The following is a 26,369-nucleotide window of genomic DNA, read 5'->3' as shown; positions in this document are numbered from 1 at the left end:
CGACGCTGATCATGAACACCACTCAAGAAACCAGGCCCGCAGCCAATGATCTTAATCCCAAGGCTGCTGTGCCAATCCTGCTCTTCTCCTTCGTCTTTTGCCTGATTGTTGATAATGGCTTCAAGACGATGACGATGCCGATCGCTGAAGGTCTCGGCATCTCAGATAACACCGCTTCTCTCCAGGCATCGTTGGCCGGTGTGGTTATCGGCATCGGTGCAGTGTTCTACGCCGCTCTCGCGGACTCGATCTCAATCCGGAAGTTGATGCTGGTCGGTATCGCTCTTATCGGTGTGGGCTCCTTGCTCGGATACTTCGGGTCCAGTTCTTGGGCGCTGGTCCTTAGTGGCCGACTAATCCAAACGTGTGGTTTGGCTGCAGCGGAAACCCTCTACGTCATCTATGTGACCAAGCACCTGGAGGAAAAGGATCAGAAGACCTACCTGGGTTTCTCTACCGCAGCTTTCCAGCTTGGCCTGCTTGTTGGCGCACTGACCTCGGGTTACATCGCCACCTATGTGTCATGGACAGCGATGTTCCTGGTTCCGTTGATCCTCCTGTTGGCTGCCCCGGTGATCCATAAGATGGTTCCCGAAGACGACGCGGTTGAAGGCCATCTGGACGTATTCGGCCTGATGTTGATTGCAGTATTCGCTGCTAGCCTCACCATGTACATGCAGGCGTTTAATCCGCTGTGGCTGATCCCAACCGTACTGGGTATTGCGCTGTTCGCGTGGCACGTTATGACTCACAAAGGTGCGGTTGTTGCTCCCGAGTTCTTCAAAAACGGACGCTACGTATGGGCTTTGGTGCTGGTGCTTATCATCTACTCGACGCAGCTTGGTTTTATCTTCCTGCTGCCATACGCAGGTTCCGAACTACACGGGCTAGCTCCAGATAAGGCTGCGCTGCTCATGGTCCCAGGCTACATTTGCGCCGTTCTAGCAGGTGTGTTCTCCGGCGCTATTGGTAGGGTACTCAGCTCTCGAACCACCATCTTTATCGCACTGGGCATGATCATCCTGGCCCTGGTGCTCTCAGCAGTGCTCATTGAGGTCTCCGTCATCGCGCTGATCATTTCCATCGTGCTGTTTGCTACTGGGTTCGCTTTGATGTACGCCCCGCTAGTGAACACTGCGCTGCAGAACATTGCAGCAGCGAAATCAGGCATCGCCATTGGTTTCTACAATCTGACCATCAATATCGCTATCCCGCTCGGTATAGCTTACACCGCGAAACTCCAAGACATTGGTGCGAGCTGGTTCGGTGGTATGTCTAGCGCCACCACTGGCCAAGGACAGATGTTTGCCACCGTGCTGTGGACGCTGGCGCTGATAGCGATCGTCGGCACTGTCATCTATTTCTTCGCAGATCGGGCGTTGTTGTCTAAGGAAAGGCAAGCAGCGGTGTAATCCCGGCTGGTAGCCAAGTTCGATTCACAATCAAATGACAAGGAGTTTTGTTCCATGTTGGAAAAGTCTGCTGTTGCGCAGCTCATTGATCACACTCTGTTGAAGCCAGAAGCAACTGTCGACGCTGTCAACAACTTAATCAAGGAAGCTCAGGAGCTGGGCACCTACTCGGTGTGCATCTCTCCGAGCCATCTTCCCGTCACCGTCCCTGAGGGCCTGCATGTTGCTACTGTAGTTGGTTTTCCTTCCGGAGCTGTCAAAGCCGAAATCAAGGCTGCCGAGGCAGCTCGGGCCGTGGCCGATGGCGCGGAAGAAGTAGACATGGTCATCAACTTGGCGTTGGCCAAGCAGGGACTATGGGAGGAACTTGAAGCTGAGATCGCCGCAGTGCGAGCAGCTGTTCCAGCGCCAGGCGTACTGAAAGTAATCATCGAATCAGCTGCACTTGAGGACGAAGAAATCGTCGCAGCCTGCGAAGCAGCCGAACGTGCCAAGGCTGACTTCGTTAAGACCTCCACTGGGTTCCACCCGGCAGGTGGTGCTTCACTCCATGCAGTGGAGCTCATGGCGAAAACCGTGGGTGGGCGTCTTGGAGTTAAAGCCTCCGGTGGGATTCGTACTGCAAAGGATGCCTGCGCGATGGTTGAAGCTGGCGCCACCCGCCTAGGACTTTCCGCTTCTGCTGCGATCCTGGGTGAATTGTCATGAGCCTGATCGAGACCGCCCGGAACTGGGCAGCGCACGATCCAGATCCAGAGACCAAAGCCGAGATTCTCACACTCGTTGATGCCGGCGACGAAGCTGAACTGGCACAGCGCTTCCAGGGGCCATTAGCGTTTGGTACCGCAGGGCTGCGCGCCAAGGTTGGGGCCGGTGAATCACGCCTCAACCAGGCGGTTATCACCCGGGTAACCTATGGGCTCACGGCCTGGTTGCGGAGCAAGATTGGTGCGGATCCAGTGATCGTCGTGGGGTGCGATGCCCGCCACGGATCGAAGAAGTTTCAGCAGGTCGCAGCCGAAGTGATCTCGGCTTTGGGGGGACGAGCCTTGGTGCTACCACCTGAGAACCCCACACCGCTTACTGCTTTTTCGGTGAAGAAGTATCACGCTGACGCCGGCATTATGGTGACGGCGTCGCATAACCCGCCGGCAGACAACGGCTACAAGGTGTATCTCGGTGGCCGGGTTGCCACGGGCGCGGCTGAGGGGGTTCAGTTAGTATCCCCGGCAGATAAGGAAATCGCCTCGGCTTTTGAAGCGGCTCCCATGGCGGATGAGATCGCGCTGAGCACGGATAATATCGAGCAGGTTGACCCTCGGGAGGAGTACATTGCCCGAGCCAAAACACTCGCTGGGGAGAACCGGGATGTCACCATTGCGCTGACTCCAATGCACGGGGTAGGCGGGGCGATCGGCCACCAACTCCTCAGTGAACTCGGCTTTACTGTGTCGGTAGTGCCGGAGCAGGCAGACCCAGATCCGGATTTCCCTACGGTATCTTTCCCGAATCCAGAAGAACAAGGTGCGCTTGACCTGGCGAAACGTCACGCCGAGAGTATCGATGCTGATGTCATCATCGCCTATGATCCCGATGCGGACCGCTGCGCGGTAGCTACCCGCGTTGCGGGACAGTGGCGACAGCTCAGTGGGGATGAAACCGGCGCACTGCTTGGACAGTACATCGCAGCGCGTGGAGCTACCGGAGCTTTTGCTAACTCCATTGTGTCGTCCCGGCTGCTCGGGCAAATCGCGAAGGCTCATGGGCTCCACCATGAGAACACCTTGACTGGTTTCAAATGGATCGCCCGAACCCCGGAGTTGGCGTTCGGCTACGAGGAAGCGATTGGATACTGCTGTGATCCGGCAGCGGTGGCTGATAAAGACGGTATTTCCGCCTCGGTGTTGGTCGCTAGCTTGGTGGGGGAGCTGAAGGCTCAGGGCCGTACTCTCATGGATGCGCTCGATGATCTTGCTCGCACGCATGGGTTATATCTCAGCGCGCCACTGACGTTCCGGGTCAGTGACCTCTCGCTGATCGCGGAAGGCATGCATACGCTGCGCACAAACCCACCGACGCAATTAGCCGGTGCAAAGGTGACGGAGGTCATTGATCTTGCCGCTGGCACGTTGCCGTGTGGTGCAACGGATGGCATGTATTTTGTCACCGAGCGGGATGACCGCGTGATCGTCCGGCCGTCGGGCACCGAGCCGAAACTGAAGTGCTACCTAGAGGTAGTGTTCCCGGTAACCGGCGAAGATGTTCCTCGGGAGGCCGCCCAGCAGCGGCTGACGGAAATTTCGGAGGAACTGCGCGCACACCTGGGAATGTAACTACTGGGGTGGGATATGTAGGTTAGGGGATATGAAAGACCCGACCCGTATCCCACCTTTGCTTTCTCTGGTGCAAGATTTGTGGGAAGCGCTACCGGATTTGGAGTTCGCTGATGTGCTCCGAATGTTGGACAGTGCTGGGGTACAGCAGCTGGATGATGAGGCGGCTGCCGTGCGGTTAACCAAGCTGTGTGCCGAGTATCCGCGCCGGTTAGACGGCAGGCCAGCGGTGGCGCACGTGGATCGGTGGGCCATCTCAGTGGATGCACAGCAGGTGGCGGTGCGTGGAGTGCATGGTAATCAGGCGCAGCCTGTGGTCTGGGAGTATGACCGCATTGTCAATGTTCAGGTTGGTGCGCCGCTGCATATTGTTGACACGTCTGGACAGCATCGCCGATTTGGGGTGGTGCAGCGGATCCAGCCTTTGGACGTCGATAAGCTGCGGCTTGAGGCGCTGCCCGAGCTTCACCGCGACGGCATTGGGGACCGCCACTACCTGGTCGAGTTGGGCGATGGGGGAATGCTGAGCGTAGGGCGTCGGCTCAGTGCTTTTGCTGCTTACCGACGCCATACCGCGCGGGAATCCCTTGCCTGGAGCCAAGTCTGGCAGCGTGGTGAAGTGATCGATGTGAGGCTTCGCGATGGGGCTGGCACGCGAAGTTTTGAGCCAGTGACGCATGTTTACCGCGTCGCGTAGGAAAAGGGATTTTGTTGTGCTATAGGCGGCGTGCTAGGCTGGCGTGGTTGCAAAGCTCGTGAGCTCTTTTCAGCTCATTTTCGACAACTGTAACACCGACCGCGTGCGCTCGGGACGGAAATCCGGCGTACATCAAGATTCAACCAGGTCAGGAGACCCTAGTGATTCAGCAAGAATCGCGTCTGAAGGTTGCCGACAACACTGGTGCACGTGAAATCCTGTGCATCCGCGTTCTCGGTGGCTCTACCCGACGCTTTGCTGGCATTGGCGACGTCATCGTCGCTACTGTCAAGGAAGCCGCACCAGGCGGCAATGTCAAGGCTGGCGACATCGTCAAGGCTGTTGTTGTTCGTGCGAAGAAGGAAACCCGTCGTCCAGACGGCTCCTACATCCGCTTCGACGAGAACGCTGCCGTCATCATCAAGAACGACAACGAGCCAAAGGGCACCCGTATCTTCGGCCCAGTCGCTCGTGAGCTTCGCGACAAGAAGTTCATGAAGATCGTTTCTCTCGCACCGGAGGTGATCTAACCCATGAAGATCCACAAGGGCGATAACGTACTCGTCATCTCCGGCCCAGACAAGGGCGCAAAGGGCAAGGTCATCCAGGCTTTCCCAAAGACCAACAAGGTCATCGTCGAGGGTGTTAACCGCATCAAGAAGCACGTCGTGAACTCTGCTCCAGAGCGCGGCGCTGAGTCTGGCGGCATCGTTACCCAGGAAGCTCCAATCCACGTCTCCAACGTCATGGTTCTGGATTCCGACGGTAACCCAACCCGCGTTGGCTACCGCGTAGACGAGAACGGCAAGCGTGTCCGCATTTCTCGCAAGAACGGGAAGGACATCTAACATGAGCGACAACTACACTCCACGTCTCAAGGCCCGTTACCGCGAAGAGATCCGTACCAAGCTCAACGATGAGTTCAAGTACGACAACGTCATGCAGATCCCAGGTCTGACCAAGATCGTGGTCAACATGGGTGTCGGCGACGCTGCTCGTGACTCCAAGCTGATCAACGGCGCTCTCGAGGACCTCACCGCAATCACCGGTCAGAAGCCAGAGCTTCGCCGTGCGAAGAAGTCCATCGCAAACTTCAAGCTCCGTGAAGGCATGCCAATCGGTGCCCGTGTTACCCTGCGTGGCGACCGCATGTGGGAATTCCTCGACCGTCTGCTGACCGTCGCCCTCCCACGTATTCGTGACTTCCGTGGCCTGTCTGACCAGCAGTTCGATGGTCACGGCAACTACACCTTCGGCCTGACCGAGCAGACCATGTTCTACGAAATCGACGTAGACAAGGTTGATCGTCCACGTGGTATGGACATCACCGTGGTCACCACGGCTACCAACAATGACGAAGGCCGCGCGCTGCTGCGCGAACTGGGCTTCCCATTCAAGAAGCCAGGCCAGGCGGATCACTAGTCAGTGATGCCTGAAGAACCCAGCACCTTCTGGTGCTGGGTTTTTGCATAAGGGGGCTTGCGAAATCGAGCGTACGGATCGGATTTTTCAGGCCCGGAAAACCCCATCCATACGCTCGATTTGGACCCGGTTAATCTGATAGCTCGTCGTTCGGATCCAGATCCAGCATTCGTTTCTCATCTGGCCGGTTCGGTAGAACATTGTCCACGTAGGACTGCGCCGCGGTGGCCAGATCCACGGGTTTTCCTTTCTCTTCGGATAAAAACCACTGGTGGTCGATGATCTCATGGAACAGTTGCGCGGGTTGTAGCCTGGAAGAGTATTCGGGTGGGATGATTGCCAGCGTGGGATCGAGCACATCCCTGAGCCAGCGGTGTGCGACTTGCTCGAGCGGGATGTCGTGCAGCTCACCGACGGCGCGGTAGGTCTCAATCGTGTTGAGGATGCGGCGGGCTTGCCCTTCCTGCACGTCTAGGCCGGTGAGCCGCATGAGGGCGCGGTGGTGGTGGCCGGCGTCGACTACGCGAGGCCTGATGTTGAGGACGGACCCCTCCTCGCCAGTGGTGATCTTAAGCTCGCCCACATCGAAACCGAGCTCATTGAGCATTTCGATCCGCCGGTGGATGTGCCAGGATTCCGTAGACGGGATTGCTTCCTCCGCGGTGAGGGCGTCCCACAGCAATTGGTATTTCTCTACGATGCGCTCGCCGATTTCGATCGCATCGGCGTCGGTAGGCAGCAGCCCGCCGCTTTGCAGGTCCATCAGCTCGCCGATGATGTTGACGCGGGCTATTTCGACGTCGTGCAGGCGGCGCTGCTTGCTGAGGTGCGGTTGCACGTCTCCGGTTTCCGCGTCGACGAGGTATCCGGAAAAAGCGTCGGCGTCCCTGCGAAACAGCGTGTTGGACAGGCTGACGTCGCCCCAATAGAAGTTGAGCAAATGAAGCCTGACGAGCAGGACGGCGAGGGAGTCGATGAGACGCGTGGCGGTTTCGGGGCGCATACTTTGGGAGAACACAAACCGGTAGGGCAGCGAATACTCCAGATGTTCTGTGACGAGAGCTGCGGTGAGCTCTTCGCCGTTAGCGTCACGACGCCCAGTGATGACGGCTAACGGCCGCACTGCCGGGGCACCCATCCGCGAAAGCTCTCGGAGCGTGCGGTACTCGTGGTAGGCGACCTTTTGCCCGATTTCCTTAATAGCGATCACCCGGTCATCCGCATTGACAAAGCGAACAACGTGGCGTGAGATTCCGCGGGGCAGGCTAGCGAGCAGATCAGTGGGCCATTCTTCCAGCGGGATATCCCAAGGCAATGACAACAACGCGGGTACAAGCGTGCTGTTGGTTATTTGCATGTTGGGTTGCATCGAAGCCTCCATCTCGTTGACAACGCGTGCGGGGCGGGCCGGATAGAATCCAGCGCCGCCCCGTGCATAGCTAGTACAGCAGGCCTAGTCTGGCAGGCGATCTCCGGTGGCAGGGGAGAAGTTGTGCTGTGCGCCTTCGCGGATTCGAACGTGAACGATGGAGCCGATTGGTGGCGCCGCGTGCGGTGCGGTGCGGATGATGATCTGGTCGGTGGACTCGTCATCTGGGTTGGCGTCGGTGCCGGAGCCAAGGTTGCCGCCACCTTCCAGCTTGCCGTACATGTAGGCGTCGGAACCGAGCTCTTCCACCAGGTGCAGCTTGACGGGGATGGTGTTTGGCTCATGCTCGGACACAATGTCCAGGGCTTCTGGGCGGAAACCGATGGTGATGTGGCCGTTGTCGGCAGGCGTCAGTGCGGCGCGGGTGGCTTCGGATAGTGGGACGCGGGCGTTGCCGAGAACGGCGTCGGTGCCTTCGACCTTGAACTTGCCCAGGTTCATGGCAGGGGAGCCGATGAAGCCGGCGACGAATTCGTTAGCTGGGTGATCGTAGAGCTCCCGTGGGGTGCCGACCTGCTGCAGGACGCCGAACTTCAGCACAGCAATGCGGTCGCCCATGGTGAGGGCTTCCGTTTGGTCGTGGGTGACGTACAGGGTGGTCACGCCCAGTTCTCGTTGTAGCGCGGCGATCTGGGTGCGGGTCTGGACGCGGAGCTTGGCGTCCAGGTTGGATAGTGGCTCGTCCATGAGGAACACCTGTGGTTTGCGCACGATTGCGCGTCCCATGGCCACGCGCTGGCGCTGACCGCCGGAGAGTGCCTTTGGTTTGCGGTCCAGGAATGCGGTGAGGTCGAGGGTGCGGGCCGCTTCTTCTACACGGCGGTCGATCTCTTCCTTCGGGGTTTTGTCGATCTTGAGGGCGAAACCCATGTTTTCCCGCACTGTCATGTGTGGGTACAGGGCGTAGTTCTGGAAGACCATCGCGATGTCGCGCTCTTTAGGTGCTGCGGTGGTGATGTCGCGGTCGCCGAGCAAAATGCGACCTTCGCTGACCTCTTCGAGGCCTGCGAGCATACGTAGTGTGGTGGACTTACCGCAGCCAGACGGGCCGACGAGGACGAGGAACTCCCCATCTGCGATCTCAAGGTTGAACTTATCGACCGATGGTTTTTCCGCACCGCGGTAAATGCAGGTGGCGTTATCGAAGGTCACTGAAGCCATGAGGAAAATCTCCGTTCTTTATCGGCGGGAACGCGCCGAACGATCCGAGTAAAGAATGTTGTAGTGGAGCAAACCACTGCTGTTCAGTTTAGGCATTTTCACCACCAAAGGTTCGGGATTGAGACACACAACTCATTAGCAGGGGCTTATCGACGTCCCGTAATTTCCACTGCTAGTAGCCGCCCGGTGCAAAGTGAGAAAAATCCCATTAACCACCCCTTAGGGGTAAACGCCATTTAACGCTTTAGATGTGAGCCAGGTCTCCATATAGTGTGTTGCAAGACACATGCAACCCGAAGGAGATCATCATGACGTACACAATCCCGCACTTCATCGGCGGCAAGAAGGTAGACGGCAATGCTGCGAACACCGCTGACGTGATGAACCCATCCACCGGCCAAGTGCAGGGTCAGGTGCCACTGGCTTCCACCGAGGAAGTCAATGACGTGATCGCTAATGCTGCTGAAGCGCAGCAGGCTTGGGCGAAGACGAACCCACAAAAGCGCATCCGCGTCATTATGAAGTGGATTGCACTGATCAACGAGAACATTGATGAGATCGCTCGTACTCTTTCTCTTGAGCACGGCAAGACCTTCGACGACGCCAAGGGCGACATCATCCGCGGCACGGACGTGCTCGAGTTTTCCCTCGGCGCACCACACCTGCTCAAGGGCGAATACACCACCTCCGCAGGCACTGGCATTGACGTCTACTCCATGCGCCAGCCACTCGGCGTGGTCGCGGGCATCACCCCGTTCAACTTCCCGGCGATGATCCCGCTGTGGAAAGCCGGCCCAGCGCTGGCCTGCGGTAACGCCTTCGTCCTCAAGCCTTCCGAGCGCGATCCGTCCGTCCCTGTTCGTCTGGCAGAGCTGTTCATCGAGGCTGGCGGTCCGGCGGGCGTGTTCAACGTTGTCCACGGCGACAAGACCGCTGTCGACGCGATCCTGGACTCCGAGGTCATCAAGGCAGTCGGCTTCGTCGGCTCCACCCCGATCGCGCAGTACATTTACGAGCGCTGCGCAGCCACCGGCAAGCGCGCCCAGTGCTTCGGTGGTGCGAAGAACCACGCCCTGATCCTCCCGGATGCTGACATGGACCAGGTCGTTGACGCCATTGTCGGTGCCGCCTACGGCTCCGCTGGTGAGCGTTGCATGGCTATCTCCGTGGCTGTGCCAGTGGGCGAGGAGACCGCCAACACGCTGCGCAAGAAGCTCGAGGAGCGCATCCCATCCCTCAAGGTGGGGCACTCCCTGGACCCGAAGGCCGACTATGGCCCGGTGGTGGCGCAGTCTGCACTCGATCGCATTAAGTCCCTCATCGACGAAGGGGAAAAAGTCGGCGCTGATCTGGTGATCGACGGCCGTAGCAAAGGCGCCACGGACTCCGACTTCGAGGGCGACTCCCTGGAAGGTGGCTACTTCATCGCACCGACCCTTTTCGACCACGTCACCCCGGACATGAGCATCTACACCGAGGAAATCTTCGGCCCGGTCCTGAGCATTGTGCGCGCCGAGTCTTTCGAAGAAGCCATCAAGCTCCCTAACGAGCACGTCTACGGCAACGGTGTAGCGATCTTCACCCGCAACGGGGCCGCTGCCCGCGAGTTCGCTGAGCGCGTGCAGGTCGGCATGGTGGGCATCAACGTTCCAATCCCAGTGCCGATCGCGTACCACACCTTCGGCGGTTGGAAGGCCTCCGGCTTCGGCGACCTGAACCAGCATGGCCCGGACTCCTTCCGCTTCTACACCAAGACCAAGACCGTCACCTCCCGCTGGCCGTCCGGTGCTGCCACCGGCGCTGACTTCTCGATGCCACAGATGGACTAGGAAGGACTACTCATGAGCACAATCGCATTCATCGGACTCGGAAACATGGGCGGCCCCATGGCTGCCAACCTGGTCAAGGCAGGACACACCGTCCGTGGCTTCGATGTCATGGAGGAAGCCAAGACCAAGGCGCGCCAGAACGGCGTCGACGTGCAGGAATCCGCCGCTGCAGCAGCAGAAGGCGCCCAGGTGATCTACACGATGCTGCCGAACGGCAAACTGGTAGACGCCGTGTTGACGGAGATCCTGCCGTCGGCAAGCGCGGGTGCGCTGTTCATTGACAGCTCCACCATCGCCGTGGCTGACGCACGGGCCGCAGCGGAGAAGGTGCAGGCTGCAGGCCACCGCTTCCTCGACGCACCGGTCTCCGGCGGCATCGTCGGCGCAGAGGCAGGCACCCTCGCCTTCATGGTCGGCGGCGACGAGGAGGTCTTTGGTGAGGCACGCCCGCTTTTCGACGTCATGGGCCGCAGCGCCACACTCTGTGGCGACATCGGTGCCGGTCAAGCCGTGAAAATCTGTAACAACATGATCCTCGGTGTGCACCAGATCGCCATCGCGGAAGCCATGGTCCTCGGCGAGCGCCTCGGCCTGGATCCACAAGCGTTCTTCGACGTGGTGTCCAACTCCACCGGCGCGAGCTGGGCGCTCACCACGAACTGCCCAGTCCCCGGCCCAGTGCCTAACTCCCCGGCGAACAACGACTTCAAGCCTGGCTTCGCCAACGCATTGATGAACAAGGACCTGGGGCTGGCGAAGGCCGCGCTGGAGGAAACGGGCACCTCAGCGGTGCTGGGACAAGCAGCAGCTGCGTTTTACCAGGAGACGGTCGACGCCGGATTCGGAGACAAGGACTGCTCCTACGTCATTGAGTTGGTTCGTGACCGTTAATGATGTCCTGGACTAACTCGGCGTAATAGCCAGTGATGTCAGCGGGGGAGAACTGCTCAAAGTCGGTATCTCCCACGCGACGCATCAACGACAATCCAGTAAGAAGCGCCATAGCCGCCTGGGCCCGCAACCGCGGATCCGGCTCTGGGTATGGCGCTTCCGCCCGAATACGCGCCTCCAACACTTCCAGGATGTCTCGCTTGATCCGCTCCCCAATAGCGCTCAAGTGCCTCTCCGAACCATCCGTCACCGTCATGGTGCGAATGATGGAGTAGTGGGCGGTGGTGGGAGCGGTCAATGTTTCTGCGATGGACGTCTTCCCGAGCTGATCGAAAGGCCCCTTAAACATGGCTTTCGCACTCGTCGAAAAATCCACGGTTTTCTCGAACAAGGTCTCCTTGCTCTGGAAATGCTTAATAATCAGCGGGGCGCTCACCCCAGCAGCCTCCGCAATTTCCTTCAAGGACACTTGGGCGAACGTCCGCTCGCTGAACATCTGACGCGAGACCTCCAAAATACGGGTCTTGGTATCAGAAGGCGGGTTCGCAGCCTGACGGCGCTCATTGGATTTCATGGCACTCGACTCCCTTGCGTTGGCTTGGTTCGACTACCCACCTTATTTGAATGAATCGGAGCTTTTCATGGTTATTCCAATGATCGGCATCTTCCTGTCGCTGATCGTGCTGATCGTGCTCGCCTACCGAGGCCATTCGGTCGTCATCGCAGCACCCATCGCGGCACTTCTCGCCACCGCGCTCTCAGGAGCCCCACTGCTGGCCACCTACACCCAAATCTTCATGCCAGCTTTGGGCAAGTTCATCACTAACTACTTCCCGCTCTTCCTCACCGGAGCGATTTTCGGCCGTTTGATGACGGTCTCTGGTCTGGCACACGACCTCGCACACGGCATATCCAAGGCCTTCGGAGCCAAACGCGCCATGGCCTCCACCGTGCTGGCCACCGCGCTACTCACCTACGGTGGCGTGAGCGCATGGGTAGTGGCGTTCACCATCGTCCCGATTGCCACCGCGCTGTTTAAAGAAGCTGGCATCCCGAAGCGACTCATGCCGGCAGCCATCGCATTTGGCACCATCACCTTCGCCATCGCCGCGCTGCCAGGAAGCCCGCAAGTACACAACGTGATCCCCACCAAGTACTTCGGCACCACCTCCTACGCCGCCCCTGCGATTGGCCTCATCGGCACAGCGATGATGCTGGTGATGGGCATGATCTGGCTGGAGTATCGCGTTCGAGCGCTGCATCGCGCCGGGGAACTGTATGAGCCGGCAGGCGGGTCCGATTCCGGGGCCACCGCCTTGAAGGAACTGGAAGACGCCGAAGGCGGCCACTCCGTCATTCCAGCGCATCGGGTCGAGGGCAATGTGGCGATCCGTGGCATCCTTGGTTTCATCCCCATCGCCGTGGTGGTGGCGATGAACTACCTGTTCATCTACGTGCTTTCCAAGCAGATGGACTTCAGTTACCTGGCGGAAAAGAAGTTCGGCGGGGTGAAACTAGAAGCGGTGCTGGGAACCTGGTCGGTCACCGTCGCCATGGCTACCGCAATCATCGTTATCTTCCTCATGCGCCCCGGTCTGTTCGGCGTCTTCATCGAAGGCCTCGGTGACGGTGCGAAATCTGCCATCCTCCCGGTATTCACCACCGCCAGCGAGGTCGGCTACGGTGCGGTGATTGGCTCGCTGGCGGCCTTCATGCTGCTTCGCGACGGCGTGTTCTCCATCGCTGATAACGCCCTGATCGTGGGCGTTATCTCCACGGGCGTCATCGCTGGGATCACCGGTTCGTCCGCCGGAGGCCTCTCCATGACCCTGGAAACCTTCGGCGCTGACCTGGCTCAGATGGCCACCGAGCAGGGAATCTCACTCGAAGCGATGCACCGAATCATGGCAATGGCGTCCGTGAGCTTCGACTCGCTGCCTCACAACGGCGCGGTGCTCACCATGCTGCTCGTGTGCGGCATGACCCACAAACAGTCCTACAAGGATGTAGCAATGGTGACCGTGGTGATCCCGATCATCGCAGTGTCGGTCCTGCTTGCGGGAACTGCTGTGTTTTAACCATGATAGGGACTTGTTAGTGGCGACAAATCCCTACGCCTTCCACTGGTGTTTTCCCAGGTAAATTCCGTGGAAAGCGTAGGGGTTTTTCCTCGTCATACATCGCTATCGCTAGCGGCGCACAAACAACGCCGCGGTATCGGCGGGCACGGTGTCACTGTCCCCGCAATCCTGGCTACTGAGGAGTAACCCCCAGCCTTCTGGGACGGCGCATGGTTCATTGAATGTCACTACGATCAGGACATCAGGCCGTCCGTGGTCACGAGCGGAGTTGATGAATGCCAATGAGCCACTACCGGCGTCGAATTTCTGAAGTGAGCCCCGGCCAAGCTCAAATTCCTTCCGCAGCGAGAAAAGCTTCTTGAAAAAGCTCAGGTCAGAAGCAGGATCTTTGGTCTGCACGTCCACGCAAAAGGCTTCCCAATCCGTGGGCTGGGGTAGCCATGTGGATTCCGCGGTGGTGAAGCCAAAGTTGGGAAGCGTGGCTGTCCACGGCAACGGAATTCTGCAGCCGTCTCGGCCAAGTTCTTTGCCTGCGGTGCGGGGGAACGTGGGATCTTGACGGGCGACGTCAGGCAAGGATGTGTGTTCTGGGAGCCCGAGTTCTTCGCCTTGGTAGATGTAGGTGGAACCCGGCAGGGCGTTAATCAATGTGTGTGCCGCTCGGGCACGTAGCCGCCCGAGCGTAGCGTTAGGTTGTGGGTCGGTGGCACCAATGCCATTGGGCCGAGCACCAGGAATATCCAAGCCTAGGCGTGAGGTGGCTCGTACTACATCGTGGTTGGACATCACCCACGTGGCCGGTGCGCCGGTATGCTCCAGCGTCCGTAGGGAGTAGTCGATCACGTTCTGCAGATCTGAGCGGTTCCACAGGCTGGCGAGGAAATCAAAGTTGAAGGCCTGGTTCATTTCATCGGGTCGAACATATTCGGCCAGCTTTTCCGGAGTGTCCGCCCAGACCTCAGCCACGAGGAGTTTGTCCTCGCCGTACTCGTCCAGTACGGTGCGCCAGCTGCGGTAAATCTCGTGGACTTCCGGTTGGTTCCACATGGGTGGGGGAGGGACGTCGTCGTCAGTGGTGCCCTCGACCATCTCAAAGTGGAACTGCCAGTTGGGAAGGTCGAGTGGCTTGCACAGGCCGTGAGCCACGTCCACCCGAAAACCGTCCACGCCTCTGTCCAACCAGAAGCGCAGGATGCTCTCAAACTCTGTTCGAACCTCAGGGTTATCCCAAAATAGATCTGGTTGACTGGTGTCGAACATGTGCAGGTACCAGGAGGTATCCGATTCCCATGCAGACCCTGGGGCATCGGGCCTCGCCTTCACCTGGGTCCACGCCGGCCCGCCGAAAACGGATTCCCAGTCGTTGGGAGGCAGCTCGCCGTTGTCGCCTTGGCCAGGCCGGAACCAGTATCGGTCACGCTCTGGGGAACCTGGTCCTGCGGCGAGCGCCGACTGGAACCAGGGGTGCTGGTCAGAGGTGTGGTTGGGCACCAAATCGAAAATGATGCGCAGTCCGATGCTGTGAGCGTGATCGATGAGGTTTTCCACGTCTGCGCGGGTCCCATACATGGGGTCGATATCGCGGTAGTCCGCTACGTCGTAGCCACCATCACGTTGCGGGGAGACATAGAACGGGGAGATCCATACCGCGTCGGCGCCCAGATCAGCGACATGGCGGAGGTGCGATTTAATGCCTGCGATGTCACCGTGCGGCTGGGACGTTCCAGCGAAAGACTTGGGGTAGATCTGGTAAATAACGGCATGCTGCCACCATTGGTCGGGTGAGTGCTTACGCATTAGGAACGATCCTTTCCCTGGGAAGAGGACAAAATGACGGCGGTGAGTGCAGGGACGGCTACTGAGAACTCGCCGATCTCTGGAAGCTCACCTGTGCTGAAGATAGGGCGCTCGGCACCGGAGACAATAGGGTGCTTGACTACGTGGTGGTGCAGATTTATCACCACCAGAAGCGTTTCGTCTGCTGTGCTTCGTAGGAAGCTGAGCAGCTTCGGATGGGGCTCATCGTGGCCGTCCTCGCTGCAGAACTCGACGTTCGCGGATGCTCCCAATGCAGGATGCTGCTGCCGGAGCCCAATCAAGCTGCGCACGGTTTCCAACATCGTGCCATTGGCGCCTTCTTGGCTGGTAACACTGACAGCAGGATCATCCCCTACCGGCAGATAAAGCAAATCTGTTGCCACGTCAGAAAAACCAAAGTTTAGTTTGTCGCTATCCCACTGCATGGGGGTTCGGGAACCGGTGCGTGCATAACCGCCTTCGTGGGTGGGCAACTGCCGGTAGGTCATCCCGATTTCGTCGCCGTAGTAGATGAAAGGGACGCCGGGCATCGTGAGCAGGAACGTGAAGAACAGCTTTCGTTCCGCTTCATTGAGGCGAGGTGCCAGGCGGGGGCAATCATGGTTACCAGAAATCAGGCTGAAAAAGCCACGACCTTGGATCTGGGCAAGCTGCGGCAGGTAGCAGTCCAAGAATTCTTGCGCGGTGGATTCAGAGTCAGAGTTGAAAAAGCTAAGGTCATTGACCCTATCGAGCGCAGTGTCCGTGTTACGCACGAGGTGGTTGTACCCATTCCCACGCCAGTCGAGGTAAAAATCTGCGTCAAAACCAGCCTCGACCGCTTGCCATGGTTTGCCCCATTCTGAAACGAAGAAGGCATCGGGAAATTCTGCTTTTACTTCGGCGAGGATGTTTTGCCACACGGTGATGGTTGTGGTTTTGTCGGTGCCGTCGTTTTTCACCAGTGAATCTGCCATGTCCACGCGGAACCCGTCGGCTCCGCGTGCGAGCCAGTACTTGAGCACATCAGCCATCGCTCGCCGGTTCGCTAGGGGGCCCGGGGCGTCGATAGGCTGCTGCCAGGGCCGTGTGATCTCGGCGAAGCCATAGTTTAGGGCCGGCTGGGACTTGAAGAAGTTCAGGATGTAGGTGGCATCGCGGGGCGTTTCCCCGCCGATGAACGGCATGCCGTCGCCGTGATCGAACGCATGCGAGGTCCAGATGTAGCGGTCCGAATATGCGTTGGGTGTCGCTTCGGAACTAAGCGTAAACCAAGGGTGCTGCTCGCTGGTATGGCCGGGAACAAGATCGAGGATCACCTTGATTCCGCGTTCGTGTGCAGCGGAAAACAGGGCGATGAGATCGTCGTTGGTGCCGTAACGCGGTGCCACCGAGTAGTAATCGGCCACGTCGTAGCCGCCATCTTTGAATGGGGAGGCAAAACATGGGTTGAGCCAAATTCCGGTGATACCCAAACTGGAAAGGTAGTCCAGGTGCGTTACGATGCCGCGTAGATCCCCGATGCCGTCTGAGTTCGAATCAGCAAAGCTAGCAGGGTAAATCTGGTAGAACACTGCGCTTTCTACCCATTGGTTCGACTGTGTCATCGTATGTAGTCCTTAGGTTGACGTCATCTGGCCACAGGTTACGGGAACTAACGCAACTAAAAGTGGGTTTGTGTTGGACAAAACATATTTTGTTGGCCGGCGACCATGGTTATAAGTGGGTTTGATAGTTGTCTTTACCGGTCAAGATACCTACTTTGGGGGATTTTTGAAGGCTTTGAGTCAGTGAGCGGAGCTGGGGAACAAACAATAACTGCTGGTTGTAGTCATGTTTGTTTTGGTTGTAACCGGTGTGAAATAACTATCATCAAAAATCTATATATCAAAGTCGCTGTTTAGGCTACGGTGAAACTTAGTACTTCGAAAATGTCCGTTTGTGTATGCGTATGTGTGCAAGGGCCATGGGCGGACATTCTCGTTTGTTCGTGCAGAAAGGGACTATCCGTACATGTTCAAAAGCAAGAAACTAATCAGCGTACTTGCCGCAACGACCTTGGCATTGGCTGGCTGCTCTGGCGGTTCTGACTCTGGTGACTCCGCAGGATCCGCTTCCGGTGACGTTCAGCTCACCGTTTGGTCCTCCCAGGAAGATCAGAGCGGCAATGACGGCTGGCTGCAGCATGTTGAAGCAGAGTTTGAAAAGGCAAACCCGGATCTCAAGATCACGTGGAAAAACAACGTAGTGTCACCAGCAGACGCAGGTGTCACCGTCAACCAGGACCCAAGTGCTGCGGCTGACGTGTACATTTACGCCAACGACCAGCTCGGCTCCCTGCTTGACGCTGGCGCAGTAGGCGAGCTCTCCGATGACGGCATGGCCCAACTGGAGAAGCAGGCTGAAGGCACCATCGCAGACTCGATCAAGGGGCAGGACGGCAAGTCCTACGGTGTCCCGCTTGAGCCAAACACCTGGTTCATGTACTACAACAAGTCGAAGCTCAGCGTTGACGACGTCAAGTCTCTCGACACCATGCTGGAAAAGGCGAAGGTCTCCTTCCCACTGTCCAACTCCTGGTACCTCCCAGCCTTCTACGCGGGCGCAGGCGCAACCTTCTTTGGCGCCTCCGGTAACGACGCTGCTGCCGGCATTGATATGGGCAACAGCGCTGCGGATGTAACTAAGTACCTGTCCAACATGGTGAAGAACCCTAACTTTGTCAACGACGTTGATGGTTCTGGTATCGGCGGTATGAAGAACGGCTCCGTGGACGTTGTGTTCTCCGGTTCTTGGGATGCCAAGAACGCTCGCGAAGCCCTGGGCGATGACTTCGGTGTCGCAGCTCTTCCTACCTACAAGCTGAACGGTAAGGATATTCAGCTGAAGGCATTCTCCGGTTCCAAGGCAACGGGCTACAACCCACAGTCCAAGAACGCTAAGGTCGCTTCTCAGTTCGCTGCTTTCCTGGCAAACACCGAATCCCAGAAGTCTCACTACGAGCTCACTGGTGTGATTCCTTCTGACCTGAACCTCAAGGATGACGCCTCGGTTTCTAAGGATGAAGTAGCAGTTGCTCTGTTCGACACCGTCTCCAAGGCTGCCATCCTGCAGCCAACCATCAAGGAGATGTCTCAGTTCTGGAACCCAACCGAGAACTTTGCGAAGGCACTGACTAACGGTGAAGTCACTGAGGCTAATGCCGCAGAGAAGACTGAGGCCTGGGCTGGCGCACTGAAGTAGCTGGTAGCTGCCTAACTGATGAGAGTGTTGAGCCCGGACTTAGTTTCGGGCTCATCGTATATCTCTACCTTTTCAGGGCAGCGTGGCTGCTCACTAATCCAACACATTGCAATGTGAGAAGGGAGAAGTTGGCTCATGTCTGTGGCGAGTCAACTGCAAGTTCCTCAAGCTGGGGCTGCTCCGAAGAAGCGGCGAGTGCCCAGTCAGCTTGATCAATACACAGTGACCCGATCATGGCGAGAAGGCGACCTCATCACCAAGTTGTCGGTGGTGGTTTTTGGCCTGGGCAATGTACTCCGCAAGCAATACGTGAAGGGCATCGCGCTCTTTGCTATTGAAGTTGTGGCGTTGTATCTGTTCTTTGCCAAGGGAGTTAGTGCACTGAAAGAGCTTCCTGGTCTTGGAACTGGTGAAGCAACACGAACCAAAGTCGACGGCTTTTGGGTTTACCAAAATAGCGAACCATCGGTGGTGCTGTTGCTCGATGGCATCGTGACCATCGCTATGATTTTGGCGTTTGTGTGGTTTGCTACGGTGGCCCTCCGTAGTGCGTTTAAAGCTCAAACGTTTGTGGAAAAGAATGGGCGTGCCCGCACGCTGCGGGAGGATCTGGCGGCGCTCAAAGACGAGGACGCTCCTATCCTATTCATGTCGTTGCCAACTCTAGGCATTGTGATTTTCACGGTGCTGCCCCTCGCGTTCATGATTAGCATGGCGTTTACCAGCTATGACTCTAAGCACGTGCAGAAGTTTGACTGGGTTGGTTTTGAGAATTTCAAAGCGGTCTTTTCCAACACTGGTGGCGACGTCAACCTGTCATTGTTCCTATCGGTGTTGTCGTGGACGCTGGTGTGGGCGTTCTTCGCCACGTTCCTTAACTATTTCCTTGGCATGTTCTTGGCCATGCTTATTGAGCGCAAAACTACACGCGGAAAAGCATTTTGGCGCGCGATTTTCTCCATGTCGGTGGCCGTGCCGATGTTCGTGACGCTGTTGGTCATGCACAGCATGCTACAGCCGCAGGGCATCATTAACCGCCTGCTTATCGACGCCGGTTTGATCGATTCCAGTTTGCCATTCTTTACCGACGCAACATGGGCCCGTGTCACCGTTATTATTATCAACCTGTGGATCGGTATTCCGTACACCGTGATGCAGGTGACCGGTATCTTGCAGAATATTCCGGGTGAACTGTACGAGGCTGCTCGTATCGACGGCGCGAGCTGGTGGCAAACATATCGCAATATCACGTTGCCTTACATGTTCTTTGTGATGACGCCGTACCTCATCACTACGTTCACCGCCAACGTCAATAACTTCAACGTGATTTATCTTCTTTCGGGTGGCGACCCGACCCCAGTCGGCGCTTCTGCTGGTAAGACAGATCTTTTGATTACGTGGCTTTACAAGCTCACGGTGGATAAGGGTGATTACAACGTCGGTGCCGTGATCGGTATTTTGACCTTCTTGGTCCTTTCCATTGTGGCTTTGATTACTTACCGTAGGAGTGGCTCTTACCGGAATGAGGAAGGATTCCAGTGATGAGTAAAAATTCTTCAGGAAACATGGTGAGAGCTCGGAAAGTCACCGATGTGATTGTTCACCTCTTCCTTGCAGTGCTGGCGATCATCTGGGTTATTCCGATCGTGTGGGTATTCGCCGAAAGCTTCAACAAGAATACGGCGCCGTACGCCAGCACATTCTTCCCGGAAGAGTACACATTCGATAACTACGTGGCGCTGTTTACTGACAAAACGGTGCTGAACTTCCCCCGCATGTTCATTAATACGTTTATTATTGCGTGCTTCACATGCGTGATCAGCGTGGTTTTCGTGCTGTTCGTTTCTTACTCGCTCAGTAGACTGCGGTTCCGGTTCCGTAAGGTGTACATGAACATCGCCCTGATCTTGGGTATGTTCCCTGGCATCATGGCCGTTGTCGCCATTTACTTCATTTTGAAAGCGATGGGCCTAACCCAGGGGTGGACTACTAATATCGCGCTGATTATCGTGTACTCGGCCGGCTCAGGTATGGGCTTTTATGTGATGAAGGGATTCATGGATACCATTCCAATTTCCCTTGATGAGGCCGCGATTTTGGATGGCTGCACCCGCTGGCAGGTGTTCACCAAGATTATTCTGCCGATTTCGAAGCCGATGATTGTGTATCAATCTATTGTGTCCTTCTTGACTCCATGGCTGGACTTCGTGCTGGCGAAGGCTATTGCGAGGACGCAGGAGCATTACACGGTGTCTTTGGGCCTGTGGAAAATGCTTCAGAAGGAGTACATCTATGATTGGTTTGCTCGCTTTGCAGCGGGCGCGGTGTGCGTTTCGATTCCGATTGCAATTCTGTTTATCCTGATGCAGCGGTACTACCAGGAGTCGATGTCTGGAGCCGTGAAGGGGTAGCCGAGAGAAAAACAGGGAGAGACTGTGAACAAGCGGTCAGTGACAGTCCGCGGTTTGGCCTTGTGGGTGGCGGTGTTCGTTGCCCTCGGGGTGGCGGGCATGGTGCTTATCCGCCCGGCCGACAATGGCTACGAGAATCTCAGTCTCTCTTTTTTGACGCTCGGGGTGCTGTGTGAACTGCTTTCCTGGTGCGCGATTCCTCTTGCGGCTTGGTTGCTGGTCTTCTTGCAGCGTCACGGTTTCGGTTACGGGGAACTGATGGTGGCCTCGCTGGCGGTGGCTGCCATCAGCGAGGTTCCTTATGACATCGTGAACCACGGCACGTGGATGTCGATGGCCTCGCAGAACCCGGTATGGGCCATCTTCGTGAGCCTGATTGTCCTGTCCGCAGTTGAGCGGTCGCGGGGGATCGGCACTGGCGCCCGCGCAGCGATGATTGTTTTCGTGTGTGTTGCGGCTGCGTTTTGGATAGTGGCCCTCGCACTGGGTACGCGGTTCGGAGTTGTGCCGCTGGGGCTGGCCTGTCTAGCGTTCCTGCTGGTGTTTCACACGCTGTGGGACAGAGAAAATCGGATGGTCTATGCTGCTGGCGTGTTGGGGGCCAGCATGCTGATCGTGCCCGCGCTGTCTGCAATCATTCTGCATTTCCGGCAGCCACATCCAGCGCCGCCTTCCGCACCGGCATGCGTGAAGTACGCACTGCTATACCCGTTCCTCCAGGTGGTCGGCGCGGCCCTGGTGGGCATTGCTTAACGACGCCCAGTGCCCCCGCAATCGTGTCGCCGCTGGTGAGCTCAGGCGCCCGGCAATGGCCGTCGACAAGCTGCACATATCATATTTGGAAAACTGCGTGCGATCGGGTACTCTGACACCCCGGACTTAAATCGTTGTTCTTTGGCATGCCCAAATAAGCGAGTTTTTAAGTGCCAAACTGTACGTTTTCCCTACTTTGTTGTAGGCCCCCCGCCCAATGCGTCCAGCATATTCCAAGGCAGCGAGCTCCCTGGCTACTTAGTTCAGGTGAGCGGCAGTGGCCGGTAGAAAAGCTGATAACGCCGGGTGGGTAAGGGAACCGCAACGAGAAAGGTTCTAGGTCACCTATGACCATGACTGACCCTATTGCAGACATGCTGTCTCGCGTGCGCAACGCTAACCATGCGTACCACGACTCCGTGTCTATGCCTTCTTCTAAGCTGAAGGCCAACATTGCCGAAATCCTCAAGCAGGAAGGCTACATTGCCGACTACACCGTCTCCGAGGAGAAGGTGGGCAAGACCCTCAAGCTGGACCTGAAGTACGGCCCTGCTCGTGAGCGTTCCATCTCTGGCGTTCGTCGCGTGTCCAAGCCTGGCCTGCGCGTTTACGCCAAGGCTAACAACCTGCCAGAGGTTCTGGGCGGCCTCGGCGTGGCTATCATCTCCACGTCTCAGGGCCTCCTGACCGACCGTCAGGCTACCGAGAAGGGTGTAGGCGGAGAAGTTCTCGCCTACGTCTGGTAAGGGAGGATTGACACATGTCGCGTATTGGTAAGAATCCTATCGCCATCCCAGCTGGCGTTGAGACCAAGATTGACGGCCAGCACGTAGAGGTTAAAGGCCCAAAGGGCACCCTCTCTGTTGACGTCCCAGCTCCTATCGCTGTGAAGGTTGAGGACGGCCAGATCGTCGTTACCCGCCCAGACGATAACCGCAAGAGCCGCGCTCTGCACGGCCTGTCTCGTTCCCTGGTGAACAACCTCGTTGAGGGCGTCACCAAGGGTTACACCATCAAGATGGAAATCTTTGGTGTCGGCTACCGTGTTCAGCTGAAGGGTAAGGACCTCGAGTTCTCCTTGGGCTACTCTCACCCAGTTCTGATCGAAGCTCCAGAAGGCATCAAGTTTGCTGTTGATGGCACCACGAAGCTTTCGATCGAAGGTATTGACAAGCAGAAGGTCGGACAGATCGCTGCCATCATCCGTCGTTTGCGCAAGGATGACCCATACAAGGGTAAGGGCATCCGCTACGAGGGTGAGCAGGTCCGCCGCAAGGTCGGAAAGACGGGTAAGTAATGAGCAACGAGAATACTGCAAACAAGCGTCTGCCAATTGGCAAGGACATCTCCACTCGCCGTCGCGAGGCTCGTGCCCGTCGCCACTTCCGCATTCGCAAGAACCTGCGTGGCACCGCCGAGACCCCACGTCTCGTCGTGCACCGCACCTCCCGCCACATGCACGTGCAGATCATCGACGACCTCGCTGGTCGTACCCTGGCTGCCGCTTCCACCATGGAAGATGCAATCCGCGCATTCGACGGTGACAAGAAGGCACGTGGCGCCGAGGTAGGCAAGCTCATCGCTGAGCGCGCTAAGGCTGCTGGTATCGAAGCTGTGGTCTTTGACCGTGGCGGCTACCAGTACCACGGTCGCGTCGCCGCTCTGGCTGACGCCGCACGTGAAGGTGGTCTGAAGTTCTAATGATCACCGCAACCATGAACATCAACGGAAGGATCGCGTAATGCCGGGACGTGAACGGCGTAACGGCGGACGCTCCGCCGACGAAAACAACAACAACGAGCGCAACGAGCGCCGCGGTCGCGGCCGGGATCGTGACGATCGCCGCAACCAGCAGGACGAGCGCTCCCAGTACATCGAGCGCGTTGTAACCATCAACCGCGTGTCCAAAGTCGTGAAGGGTGGTCGTCGCTTCAGCTTCACCGCTCTCGTCATCGTTGGTGACGGCCAGGGCATGGTCGGTGTTGGCTACGGCAAGGCCAAGGAAGTTCCAGCAGCAATCCAGAAGGGTGCTGAAGAGGCTCGCAAGAACTTCTTCCGCGTCCCAATGGTCGCTGGCACCATCACCCACCCAGTTCAGGGTGAAGCAGCAGCTGGCGTAGTTATGCTCCGCCCAGCAGCTCCTGGTACCGGTGTTATCGCTGGTGGCGCTGCACGTCCAGTTCTGGAATGTGCCGGCGTTCAGGACGTGCTGTCCAAGTCCCTGGGCTCTGACAACGCTATTAACGTTGTCCACGCAACCGTGGCCGCTCTCAAGCAGCTGGTTCGCCCTGAAGAGGTCGCTGCCCGCCGTGGCAAGTCCCTCGAAGAGGTCACCCCAGCCCGTATCCTGCGCGCTCGCGCAGCACAGGAGGCTTAAATCATGGCCCTCAAGATTACTCAGGTTAAGGGCATCGTTGGTGCCAAGCAGAACCAGAAGGACTCGCTGCAGACCCTCGGCCTTCGTAAGATCCACCAGTCCGTCGTACGTCCTGATAACCCTCAGGTCCGCGGTCTGATCAACGTGGTTCGTCACCTGGTCGTCGTCGAAGAAGTAGCGGGGGAGTAGGTAAACAATGAGCGAACCAATTAAGCTCCACGACTTGCGCCCAGCACCGGGCTCTAACAAGGCTAAGACCCGCGTTGGTCGCGGTGAAGCATCCAAGGGTAAGACTGCAGGTCGCGGTACCAAGGGTACCAAGGCTCGCAAGCAGGTTTCTGCAGCATTCGAAGGTGGCCAGATGCCACTGCAGATGCGTCTGCCTAAGCTGAAGGGCTTCAAGAACCCTAACCGCGTCGTTTTCCAGGTGGTAAACGTTGCGGATCTGGAGAAGGCCTTCCCACAGGGTGGCGACGTCACCATCGCTGACATCGTCGCAGCTGGCCTGGTCCGCAAGAACCAGCCAGTTAAGGTCTTGGGCAACGGCGACCTGGGCGTTAAGCTCAACGTCACCGCAACCAAGTTCTCCAAGTCTGCCAAGGAGAAGATTGAAGCCGCTGGCGGTTCCGTCACCGAGGCATAAGACTTAAGACGTCACAGTCGGCCCCAACCCTGCTATTAGGGTTGGGGCCGACTTCGTTGATAGAGAGTATGTGTTTTCTGGTTTAAATAGGGGGTTAAGTAGCAAAAAGTGTGTCCGGTCGGCACCGTAATTTTTCGCCATGCCGATGGTGTATTGGTGGTCGGTTGTGGTAGCACACCCTGTCGAGCATCGTCGCGCATCGGCACACCATCAGCTTTGGCCCGCGTGTTAGAGAATACAAAAGGTTATGGCCTCAAACGGCAGTAGAGGTGTAGTAACCAATAGGGCGTAGCTGACCTTCTGGTATGGGTGTGACTTTTGACGCCGAAGACAAACAACCGCACCTGCTCACACAGGTGCGGTATCGAAAAAGTTCGTGCGTTCATAAAACCCAAAGGAATGTAACGCACCGGTTTACCTATCTTGAGCAGGCCGTTTAACACTGTACTTGTCACTAGCCCGCTCTGGTATCCCGTAAAAGCTATTCAGTGCTGTTTCTGGGAAAAGCAAACTAAACGCGCTCTATGCCCCGAAACGAGCTAACGGAGGAAGGAATGGATTGCGTTACGAATCGCATCCTTTACCGGTGAGAACAGTGCAATGACACCAATGAATCCAGCCAAAGCCATGATTGGGCCAAACAGCTTCGAGAACCAAGTTTCCTTCTTGCCCGATGGCTTTTCCGTACTTTCACCGGCAGGCGTGACATTGACCTTTTTACTATCGGCCGGTGTAGTGGTTTCGGCTGGTTTGGTCACCGTGGGGGTTGCGGTGGTTTCCGCTGGTTTGGTCACCGTGGGGGTTGCGGTGGTTTCCGCTGGTTTGGTCACCGTGGGGGTTGCGGTGGTTTCCGCTGGTTTGGTCACCGTGGCGGTTGCGGTGGCCGGGGTGCTTGCAATCGAAGTAGGGATGGACGCAGAAGGCGCTGGAGTATTTTCTAGTCCAGAAAAGATACCGAACCGGGCGGACAGCACCGTCCGGTTGTGAGTTGCAGAGTCATGGAGGGCTTCTCCATCGACAGCTAGTTTGTCACCTGCTCGGTAGACCTTAAGTTTGTCGGCATCGGTTCCTGGGTGCACTGTTTCGCGGGCCTTGTCTACCCATTTTTGATCCACTCCCCAATCGATGATGGAGAAGGCATCGTACTCTGTTGGCTCGCCGCCATCCTTTAAAATCTCGACGATGCGGTTGAGCTCGCCCAGACCTTCGTTAAACATCATGTGACGAGCGTGCTTTCCCTCACGTTTTTCGTCCGTTGCCTCAGCATTAGTGCTCAACTCCCACGCTGCAGCCGTAGCGGCAGTTAAAACCGGTACAGCTTTTTCGGACTCTATGAGGTCAACACCTACTTTTGCCAAGTCTAGCTGGCGTGCAGTTAGGTCACCTTCAGCTTTCAAAATAGCGAGCGCCAGTCGAGCCTTGGCAGCAAAACAAGCGTGCTCTGACCGCCAATGAATTTCATTGATGGTTTCCGAAGCGGGCCATGAATCGTACTTCTGGTTGCGGGCCGCCTCGTGGTACGTGTGTCGCAACATGGAAATTGTTTGAAATGTTTTAACTTCACCCAAGAATTGGTCAGCATCATCAGCGGGTGTGCTGAAGTACTTGTTTGGCATTGCATCTGCGGTCTGCGCAACAGCAAGCGACGGTACAGCAACGTTGGCAACTGCGACACTGGTAAGTGGTATCGCTGTAGCGACGGTAAGTACAGCGATACGTTGGGCGAGGGATCGCGTCATAATTGGAAGTCCTCTCGAAAAATGAGAATGTAGCAGAACAGCTAGCGAGGTAAGGCTAACCTAACTTTTGTAAATATGGTAAATTCCCCGGAGCGGATGGGGGGATCGGGTGTATCCCTCGCCTTCCGCCACGTTGCTGTTCACTTGTTTC

General features: G+C 57.2%; 26 protein-coding genes. 20 read left to right on the top strand and 6 right to left on the bottom strand.

Annotation, left to right across the window (positions count from 1 at the left end):
* The first annotated feature begins 11 nt into the window (after window positions 1-11).
* From ACZ6ZO_RS07995 to rplE, 7 genes are all read left to right on the top strand, one after another.
* Complete coding sequence (locus ACZ6ZO_RS07995) at window positions 12-1,412, top strand: MFS transporter (RefSeq protein ID WP_465291812.1); 1,401 nt, start codon at window positions 12-14, stop codon at window positions 1,410-1,412.
* A 54-nt stretch (window positions 1,413-1,466) separates the two neighbouring features.
* Window positions 1,467-2,120 (top strand): deoxyribose-phosphate aldolase, encoded by a 654-nt coding sequence (deoC, locus tag ACZ6ZO_RS07990; protein ID WP_208768674.1) that lies wholly within the window; start codon window positions 1,467-1,469, stop codon window positions 2,118-2,120.
* Window positions 2,117-3,745, top strand: a complete 1,629-nt coding sequence (locus ACZ6ZO_RS07985; protein ID WP_465291810.1) for a phospho-sugar mutase — start codon at window positions 2,117-2,119, stop codon at window positions 3,743-3,745. Before deoC ends, ACZ6ZO_RS07985 begins: the two co-directional genes overlap by 4 nt.
* Window positions 3,746-3,776: 31 nt before the next feature.
* Window positions 3,777-4,442 (top strand): hypothetical protein, encoded by a 666-nt coding sequence (locus tag ACZ6ZO_RS07980; RefSeq protein ID WP_465291808.1) that lies wholly within the window; start codon window positions 3,777-3,779, stop codon window positions 4,440-4,442.
* A 161-nt stretch (window positions 4,443-4,603) separates the two neighbouring features.
* The gene (rplN, locus tag ACZ6ZO_RS07975; protein ID WP_182386957.1) at window positions 4,604-4,972 is read left to right on the top strand and encodes a 50S ribosomal protein L14; all 369 of its coding nucleotides are present in this window, start codon (window positions 4,604-4,606) and stop codon (window positions 4,970-4,972) included.
* 3 nt (window positions 4,973-4,975) lie between these two features.
* A complete protein-coding gene (rplX, locus tag ACZ6ZO_RS07970) occupies window positions 4,976-5,290 on the top strand; it encodes a 50S ribosomal protein L24 (RefSeq protein ID WP_182386956.1) in 315 nt (104 codons plus the stop codon).
* Window position 5,291: 1 nt separating this feature from the next.
* Entirely contained in the window at window positions 5,292-5,864 is a 573-nt protein-coding gene (rplE, locus tag ACZ6ZO_RS07965; RefSeq protein ID WP_182386955.1) for a 50S ribosomal protein L5, read from the top strand.
* Window positions 5,865-5,994: 130 nt separating this feature from the next.
* Here rplE and ACZ6ZO_RS07960 read toward each other — a convergent pair whose 3' ends face one another.
* Complete coding sequence (locus ACZ6ZO_RS07960; protein ID WP_465291805.1) at window positions 5,995-7,233, bottom strand: DUF4032 domain-containing protein; 1,239 nt, start codon at window positions 7,231-7,233, stop codon at window positions 5,995-5,997.
* Between the two features lie 84 nt (window positions 7,234-7,317).
* Entirely contained in the window at window positions 7,318-8,454 is a 1,137-nt protein-coding gene (locus ACZ6ZO_RS07955) for an ABC transporter ATP-binding protein (RefSeq protein WP_465291803.1), read from the bottom strand.
* Between the two features lie 308 nt (window positions 8,455-8,762).
* On the opposite strand from ACZ6ZO_RS07955, the gene ACZ6ZO_RS07950 reads away from it, so the two are divergent.
* Both ACZ6ZO_RS07950 and mmsB read left to right on the top strand, forming a co-directional pair.
* The gene (locus ACZ6ZO_RS07950) at window positions 8,763-10,283 is read left to right on the top strand and encodes a CoA-acylating methylmalonate-semialdehyde dehydrogenase (RefSeq protein ID WP_465291801.1); all 1,521 of its coding nucleotides are present in this window, start codon (window positions 8,763-8,765) and stop codon (window positions 10,281-10,283) included.
* Between the two features lie 12 nt (window positions 10,284-10,295).
* Window positions 10,296-11,174, top strand: a complete 879-nt coding sequence (mmsB, locus tag ACZ6ZO_RS07945; RefSeq protein ID WP_182386942.1) for a 3-hydroxyisobutyrate dehydrogenase — start codon at window positions 10,296-10,298, stop codon at window positions 11,172-11,174.
* Here the strand turns inward: mmsB and ACZ6ZO_RS07940 are convergent.
* Window positions 11,149-11,748 carry a TetR/AcrR family transcriptional regulator gene (locus ACZ6ZO_RS07940; protein WP_208768679.1) on the bottom strand — a complete coding sequence of 200 codons (600 nt, stop codon included), beginning with the start codon at window positions 11,746-11,748 and terminating at the stop codon, window positions 11,149-11,151. The two genes, mmsB and ACZ6ZO_RS07940, sit on opposite strands and share 26 nt — an antisense overlap.
* On the opposite strand from ACZ6ZO_RS07940, the gene ACZ6ZO_RS07935 reads away from it, so the two are divergent.
* On the top strand, window positions 11,747-13,252 hold the full coding sequence (locus ACZ6ZO_RS07935; RefSeq protein WP_465291798.1) for a GntP family permease: 1,506 nt from the start codon (window positions 11,747-11,749) through the stop codon (window positions 13,250-13,252). The genes ACZ6ZO_RS07940 and ACZ6ZO_RS07935 overlap by 2 nt on opposite strands.
* A gap of 111 nt (window positions 13,253-13,363) precedes the next feature.
* Here the strand turns inward: ACZ6ZO_RS07935 and ACZ6ZO_RS07930 are convergent, their stop codons facing one another.
* Together ACZ6ZO_RS07930 and ACZ6ZO_RS07925 are read right to left on the bottom strand one after the other, a co-directional pair.
* The gene (locus ACZ6ZO_RS07930) at window positions 13,364-15,052 is read right to left on the bottom strand and encodes a glycoside hydrolase family 13 protein (protein ID WP_465291796.1); all 1,689 of its coding nucleotides are present in this window, start codon (window positions 15,050-15,052) and stop codon (window positions 13,364-13,366) included.
* Entirely contained in the window at window positions 15,052-16,659 is a 1,608-nt protein-coding gene (locus ACZ6ZO_RS07925; protein ID WP_465291794.1) for an alpha-amylase family glycosyl hydrolase, read from the bottom strand. Before ACZ6ZO_RS07925 ends, ACZ6ZO_RS07930 begins: the two co-directional genes overlap by 1 nt.
* 406 nt (window positions 16,660-17,065) lie before the next feature.
* Here ACZ6ZO_RS07925 and ACZ6ZO_RS07920 point away from each other — a divergent pair, with 406 nt between their 5' ends.
* From ACZ6ZO_RS07920 to rplO, 10 genes are all read left to right on the top strand, one after another.
* Window positions 17,066-18,295 carry an extracellular solute-binding protein gene (locus ACZ6ZO_RS07920; RefSeq protein WP_182386938.1) on the top strand — a complete coding sequence of 410 codons (1,230 nt, stop codon included), beginning with the start codon at window positions 17,066-17,068 and terminating at the stop codon, window positions 18,293-18,295.
* Between the two features lie 135 nt (window positions 18,296-18,430).
* Window positions 18,431-19,837 (top strand): carbohydrate ABC transporter permease, encoded by a 1,407-nt coding sequence (locus ACZ6ZO_RS07915; protein ID WP_182386937.1) that lies wholly within the window; start codon window positions 18,431-18,433, stop codon window positions 19,835-19,837.
* On the top strand, window positions 19,837-20,706 hold the full coding sequence (locus ACZ6ZO_RS07910; protein ID WP_182386936.1) for a sugar ABC transporter permease: 870 nt from the start codon (window positions 19,837-19,839) through the stop codon (window positions 20,704-20,706). Before ACZ6ZO_RS07915 ends, ACZ6ZO_RS07910 begins: the two co-directional genes overlap by 1 nt.
* 24 nt (window positions 20,707-20,730) lie before the next feature.
* Window positions 20,731-21,459, top strand: coding sequence for a hypothetical protein (locus ACZ6ZO_RS07905; protein WP_465291791.1), 729 nt, complete (start codon window positions 20,731-20,733; stop codon window positions 21,457-21,459).
* A gap of 347 nt (window positions 21,460-21,806) precedes the next feature.
* On the top strand, window positions 21,807-22,205 hold the full coding sequence (gene rpsH / locus ACZ6ZO_RS07900) for a 30S ribosomal protein S8 (RefSeq protein ID WP_182386934.1): 399 nt from the start codon (window positions 21,807-21,809) through the stop codon (window positions 22,203-22,205).
* 14 nt (window positions 22,206-22,219) lie between these two features.
* The gene (gene rplF, locus ACZ6ZO_RS07895) at window positions 22,220-22,756 is read left to right on the top strand and encodes a 50S ribosomal protein L6 (protein WP_182386933.1); all 537 of its coding nucleotides are present in this window, start codon (window positions 22,220-22,222) and stop codon (window positions 22,754-22,756) included.
* On the top strand, window positions 22,756-23,160 hold the full coding sequence (rplR, locus tag ACZ6ZO_RS07890; RefSeq protein WP_182386932.1) for a 50S ribosomal protein L18: 405 nt from the start codon (window positions 22,756-22,758) through the stop codon (window positions 23,158-23,160). Before rplF ends, rplR begins: the two co-directional genes overlap by 1 nt.
* A gap of 40 nt (window positions 23,161-23,200) precedes the next feature.
* On the top strand, window positions 23,201-23,836 hold the full coding sequence (gene rpsE, locus ACZ6ZO_RS07885) for a 30S ribosomal protein S5 (RefSeq protein ID WP_182386931.1): 636 nt from the start codon (window positions 23,201-23,203) through the stop codon (window positions 23,834-23,836).
* A gap of 3 nt (window positions 23,837-23,839) precedes the next feature.
* Entirely contained in the window at window positions 23,840-24,025 is a 186-nt protein-coding gene (rpmD, locus tag ACZ6ZO_RS07880) for a 50S ribosomal protein L30 (RefSeq protein WP_182386930.1), read from the top strand.
* 7 nt (window positions 24,026-24,032) lie between these two features.
* On the top strand, window positions 24,033-24,479 hold the full coding sequence (gene rplO / locus ACZ6ZO_RS07875) for a 50S ribosomal protein L15 (RefSeq protein WP_182386929.1): 447 nt from the start codon (window positions 24,033-24,035) through the stop codon (window positions 24,477-24,479).
* 539 nt (window positions 24,480-25,018) lie between these two features.
* Here the strand turns inward: rplO and ACZ6ZO_RS07870 are convergent.
* Window positions 25,019-26,218 carry a hypothetical protein gene (locus tag ACZ6ZO_RS07870; protein ID WP_465291787.1) on the bottom strand — a complete coding sequence of 400 codons (1,200 nt, stop codon included), beginning with the start codon at window positions 26,216-26,218 and terminating at the stop codon, window positions 25,019-25,021.
* Window positions 26,219-26,369 lie beyond the last annotated feature (151 nt).

It is taken from the genome of Corynebacterium sp. NPDC104732 (genome assembly GCF_055583565.1).
This window is presented reverse-complemented; position numbering and strand designations above follow the sequence as displayed.

Bases quoted from the DNA above. Each gene is read 5' to 3' on its own strand.
- ACZ6ZO_RS07995 (WP_465291812.1), top strand. From the start codon at position 12: ATGAACACCACTCAAGAAACCAGGCCCGCAGCCAATGATCTTAATCCC.
- deoC (WP_208768674.1), top strand. From the start codon at position 1,467: ATGTTGGAAAAGTCTGCTGTTGCGCAGCTCATTGATCACACTCTGTTG.
- ACZ6ZO_RS07985 (WP_465291810.1), top strand. From the start codon at position 2,117: ATGAGCCTGATCGAGACCGCCCGGAACTGGGCAGCGCACGATCCAGAT.
- ACZ6ZO_RS07980 (WP_465291808.1), top strand. From the start codon at position 3,777: ATGAAAGACCCGACCCGTATCCCACCTTTGCTTTCTCTGGTGCAAGAT.
- rplX (WP_182386956.1), top strand. From the start codon at position 4,976: ATGAAGATCCACAAGGGCGATAACGTACTCGTCATCTCCGGCCCAGAC.
- rplE (WP_182386955.1), top strand. From the start codon at position 5,292: ATGAGCGACAACTACACTCCACGTCTCAAGGCCCGTTACCGCGAAGAG.
- ACZ6ZO_RS07960 (WP_465291805.1), bottom strand. From the start codon at position 7,233: ATGCAACCCAACATGCAAATAACCAACAGCACGCTTGTACCCGCGTTG.
- ACZ6ZO_RS07955 (WP_465291803.1), bottom strand. From the start codon at position 8,454: ATGGCTTCAGTGACCTTCGATAACGCCACCTGCATTTACCGCGGTGCG.
- ACZ6ZO_RS07950 (WP_465291801.1), top strand. From the start codon at position 8,763: ATGACGTACACAATCCCGCACTTCATCGGCGGCAAGAAGGTAGACGGC.
- mmsB (WP_182386942.1), top strand. From the start codon at position 10,296: ATGAGCACAATCGCATTCATCGGACTCGGAAACATGGGCGGCCCCATG.
- ACZ6ZO_RS07935 (WP_465291798.1), top strand. From the start codon at position 11,747: ATGGCACTCGACTCCCTTGCGTTGGCTTGGTTCGACTACCCACCTTAT.
- ACZ6ZO_RS07940 (WP_208768679.1), bottom strand. From the start codon at position 11,748: ATGAAATCCAATGAGCGCCGTCAGGCTGCGAACCCGCCTTCTGATACC.
- ACZ6ZO_RS07930 (WP_465291796.1), bottom strand. From the start codon at position 15,052: ATGCGTAAGCACTCACCCGACCAATGGTGGCAGCATGCCGTTATTTAC.
- ACZ6ZO_RS07925 (WP_465291794.1), bottom strand. From the start codon at position 16,659: ATGACACAGTCGAACCAATGGGTAGAAAGCGCAGTGTTCTACCAGATT.
- ACZ6ZO_RS07920 (WP_182386938.1), top strand. From the start codon at position 17,066: ATGTTCAAAAGCAAGAAACTAATCAGCGTACTTGCCGCAACGACCTTG.
- ACZ6ZO_RS07915 (WP_182386937.1), top strand. From the start codon at position 18,431: ATGTCTGTGGCGAGTCAACTGCAAGTTCCTCAAGCTGGGGCTGCTCCG.
- ACZ6ZO_RS07910 (WP_182386936.1), top strand. From the start codon at position 19,837: ATGAGTAAAAATTCTTCAGGAAACATGGTGAGAGCTCGGAAAGTCACC.
- rpsH (WP_182386934.1), top strand. From the start codon at position 21,807: ATGACCATGACTGACCCTATTGCAGACATGCTGTCTCGCGTGCGCAAC.
- rplF (WP_182386933.1), top strand. From the start codon at position 22,220: ATGTCGCGTATTGGTAAGAATCCTATCGCCATCCCAGCTGGCGTTGAG.
- rplR (WP_182386932.1), top strand. From the start codon at position 22,756: ATGAGCAACGAGAATACTGCAAACAAGCGTCTGCCAATTGGCAAGGAC.
- rpsE (WP_182386931.1), top strand. From the start codon at position 23,201: ATGCCGGGACGTGAACGGCGTAACGGCGGACGCTCCGCCGACGAAAAC.
- rpmD (WP_182386930.1), top strand. From the start codon at position 23,840: ATGGCCCTCAAGATTACTCAGGTTAAGGGCATCGTTGGTGCCAAGCAG.
- rplO (WP_182386929.1), top strand. From the start codon at position 24,033: ATGAGCGAACCAATTAAGCTCCACGACTTGCGCCCAGCACCGGGCTCT.
- ACZ6ZO_RS07870 (WP_465291787.1), bottom strand. From the start codon at position 26,218: ATGACGCGATCCCTCGCCCAACGTATCGCTGTACTTACCGTCGCTACA.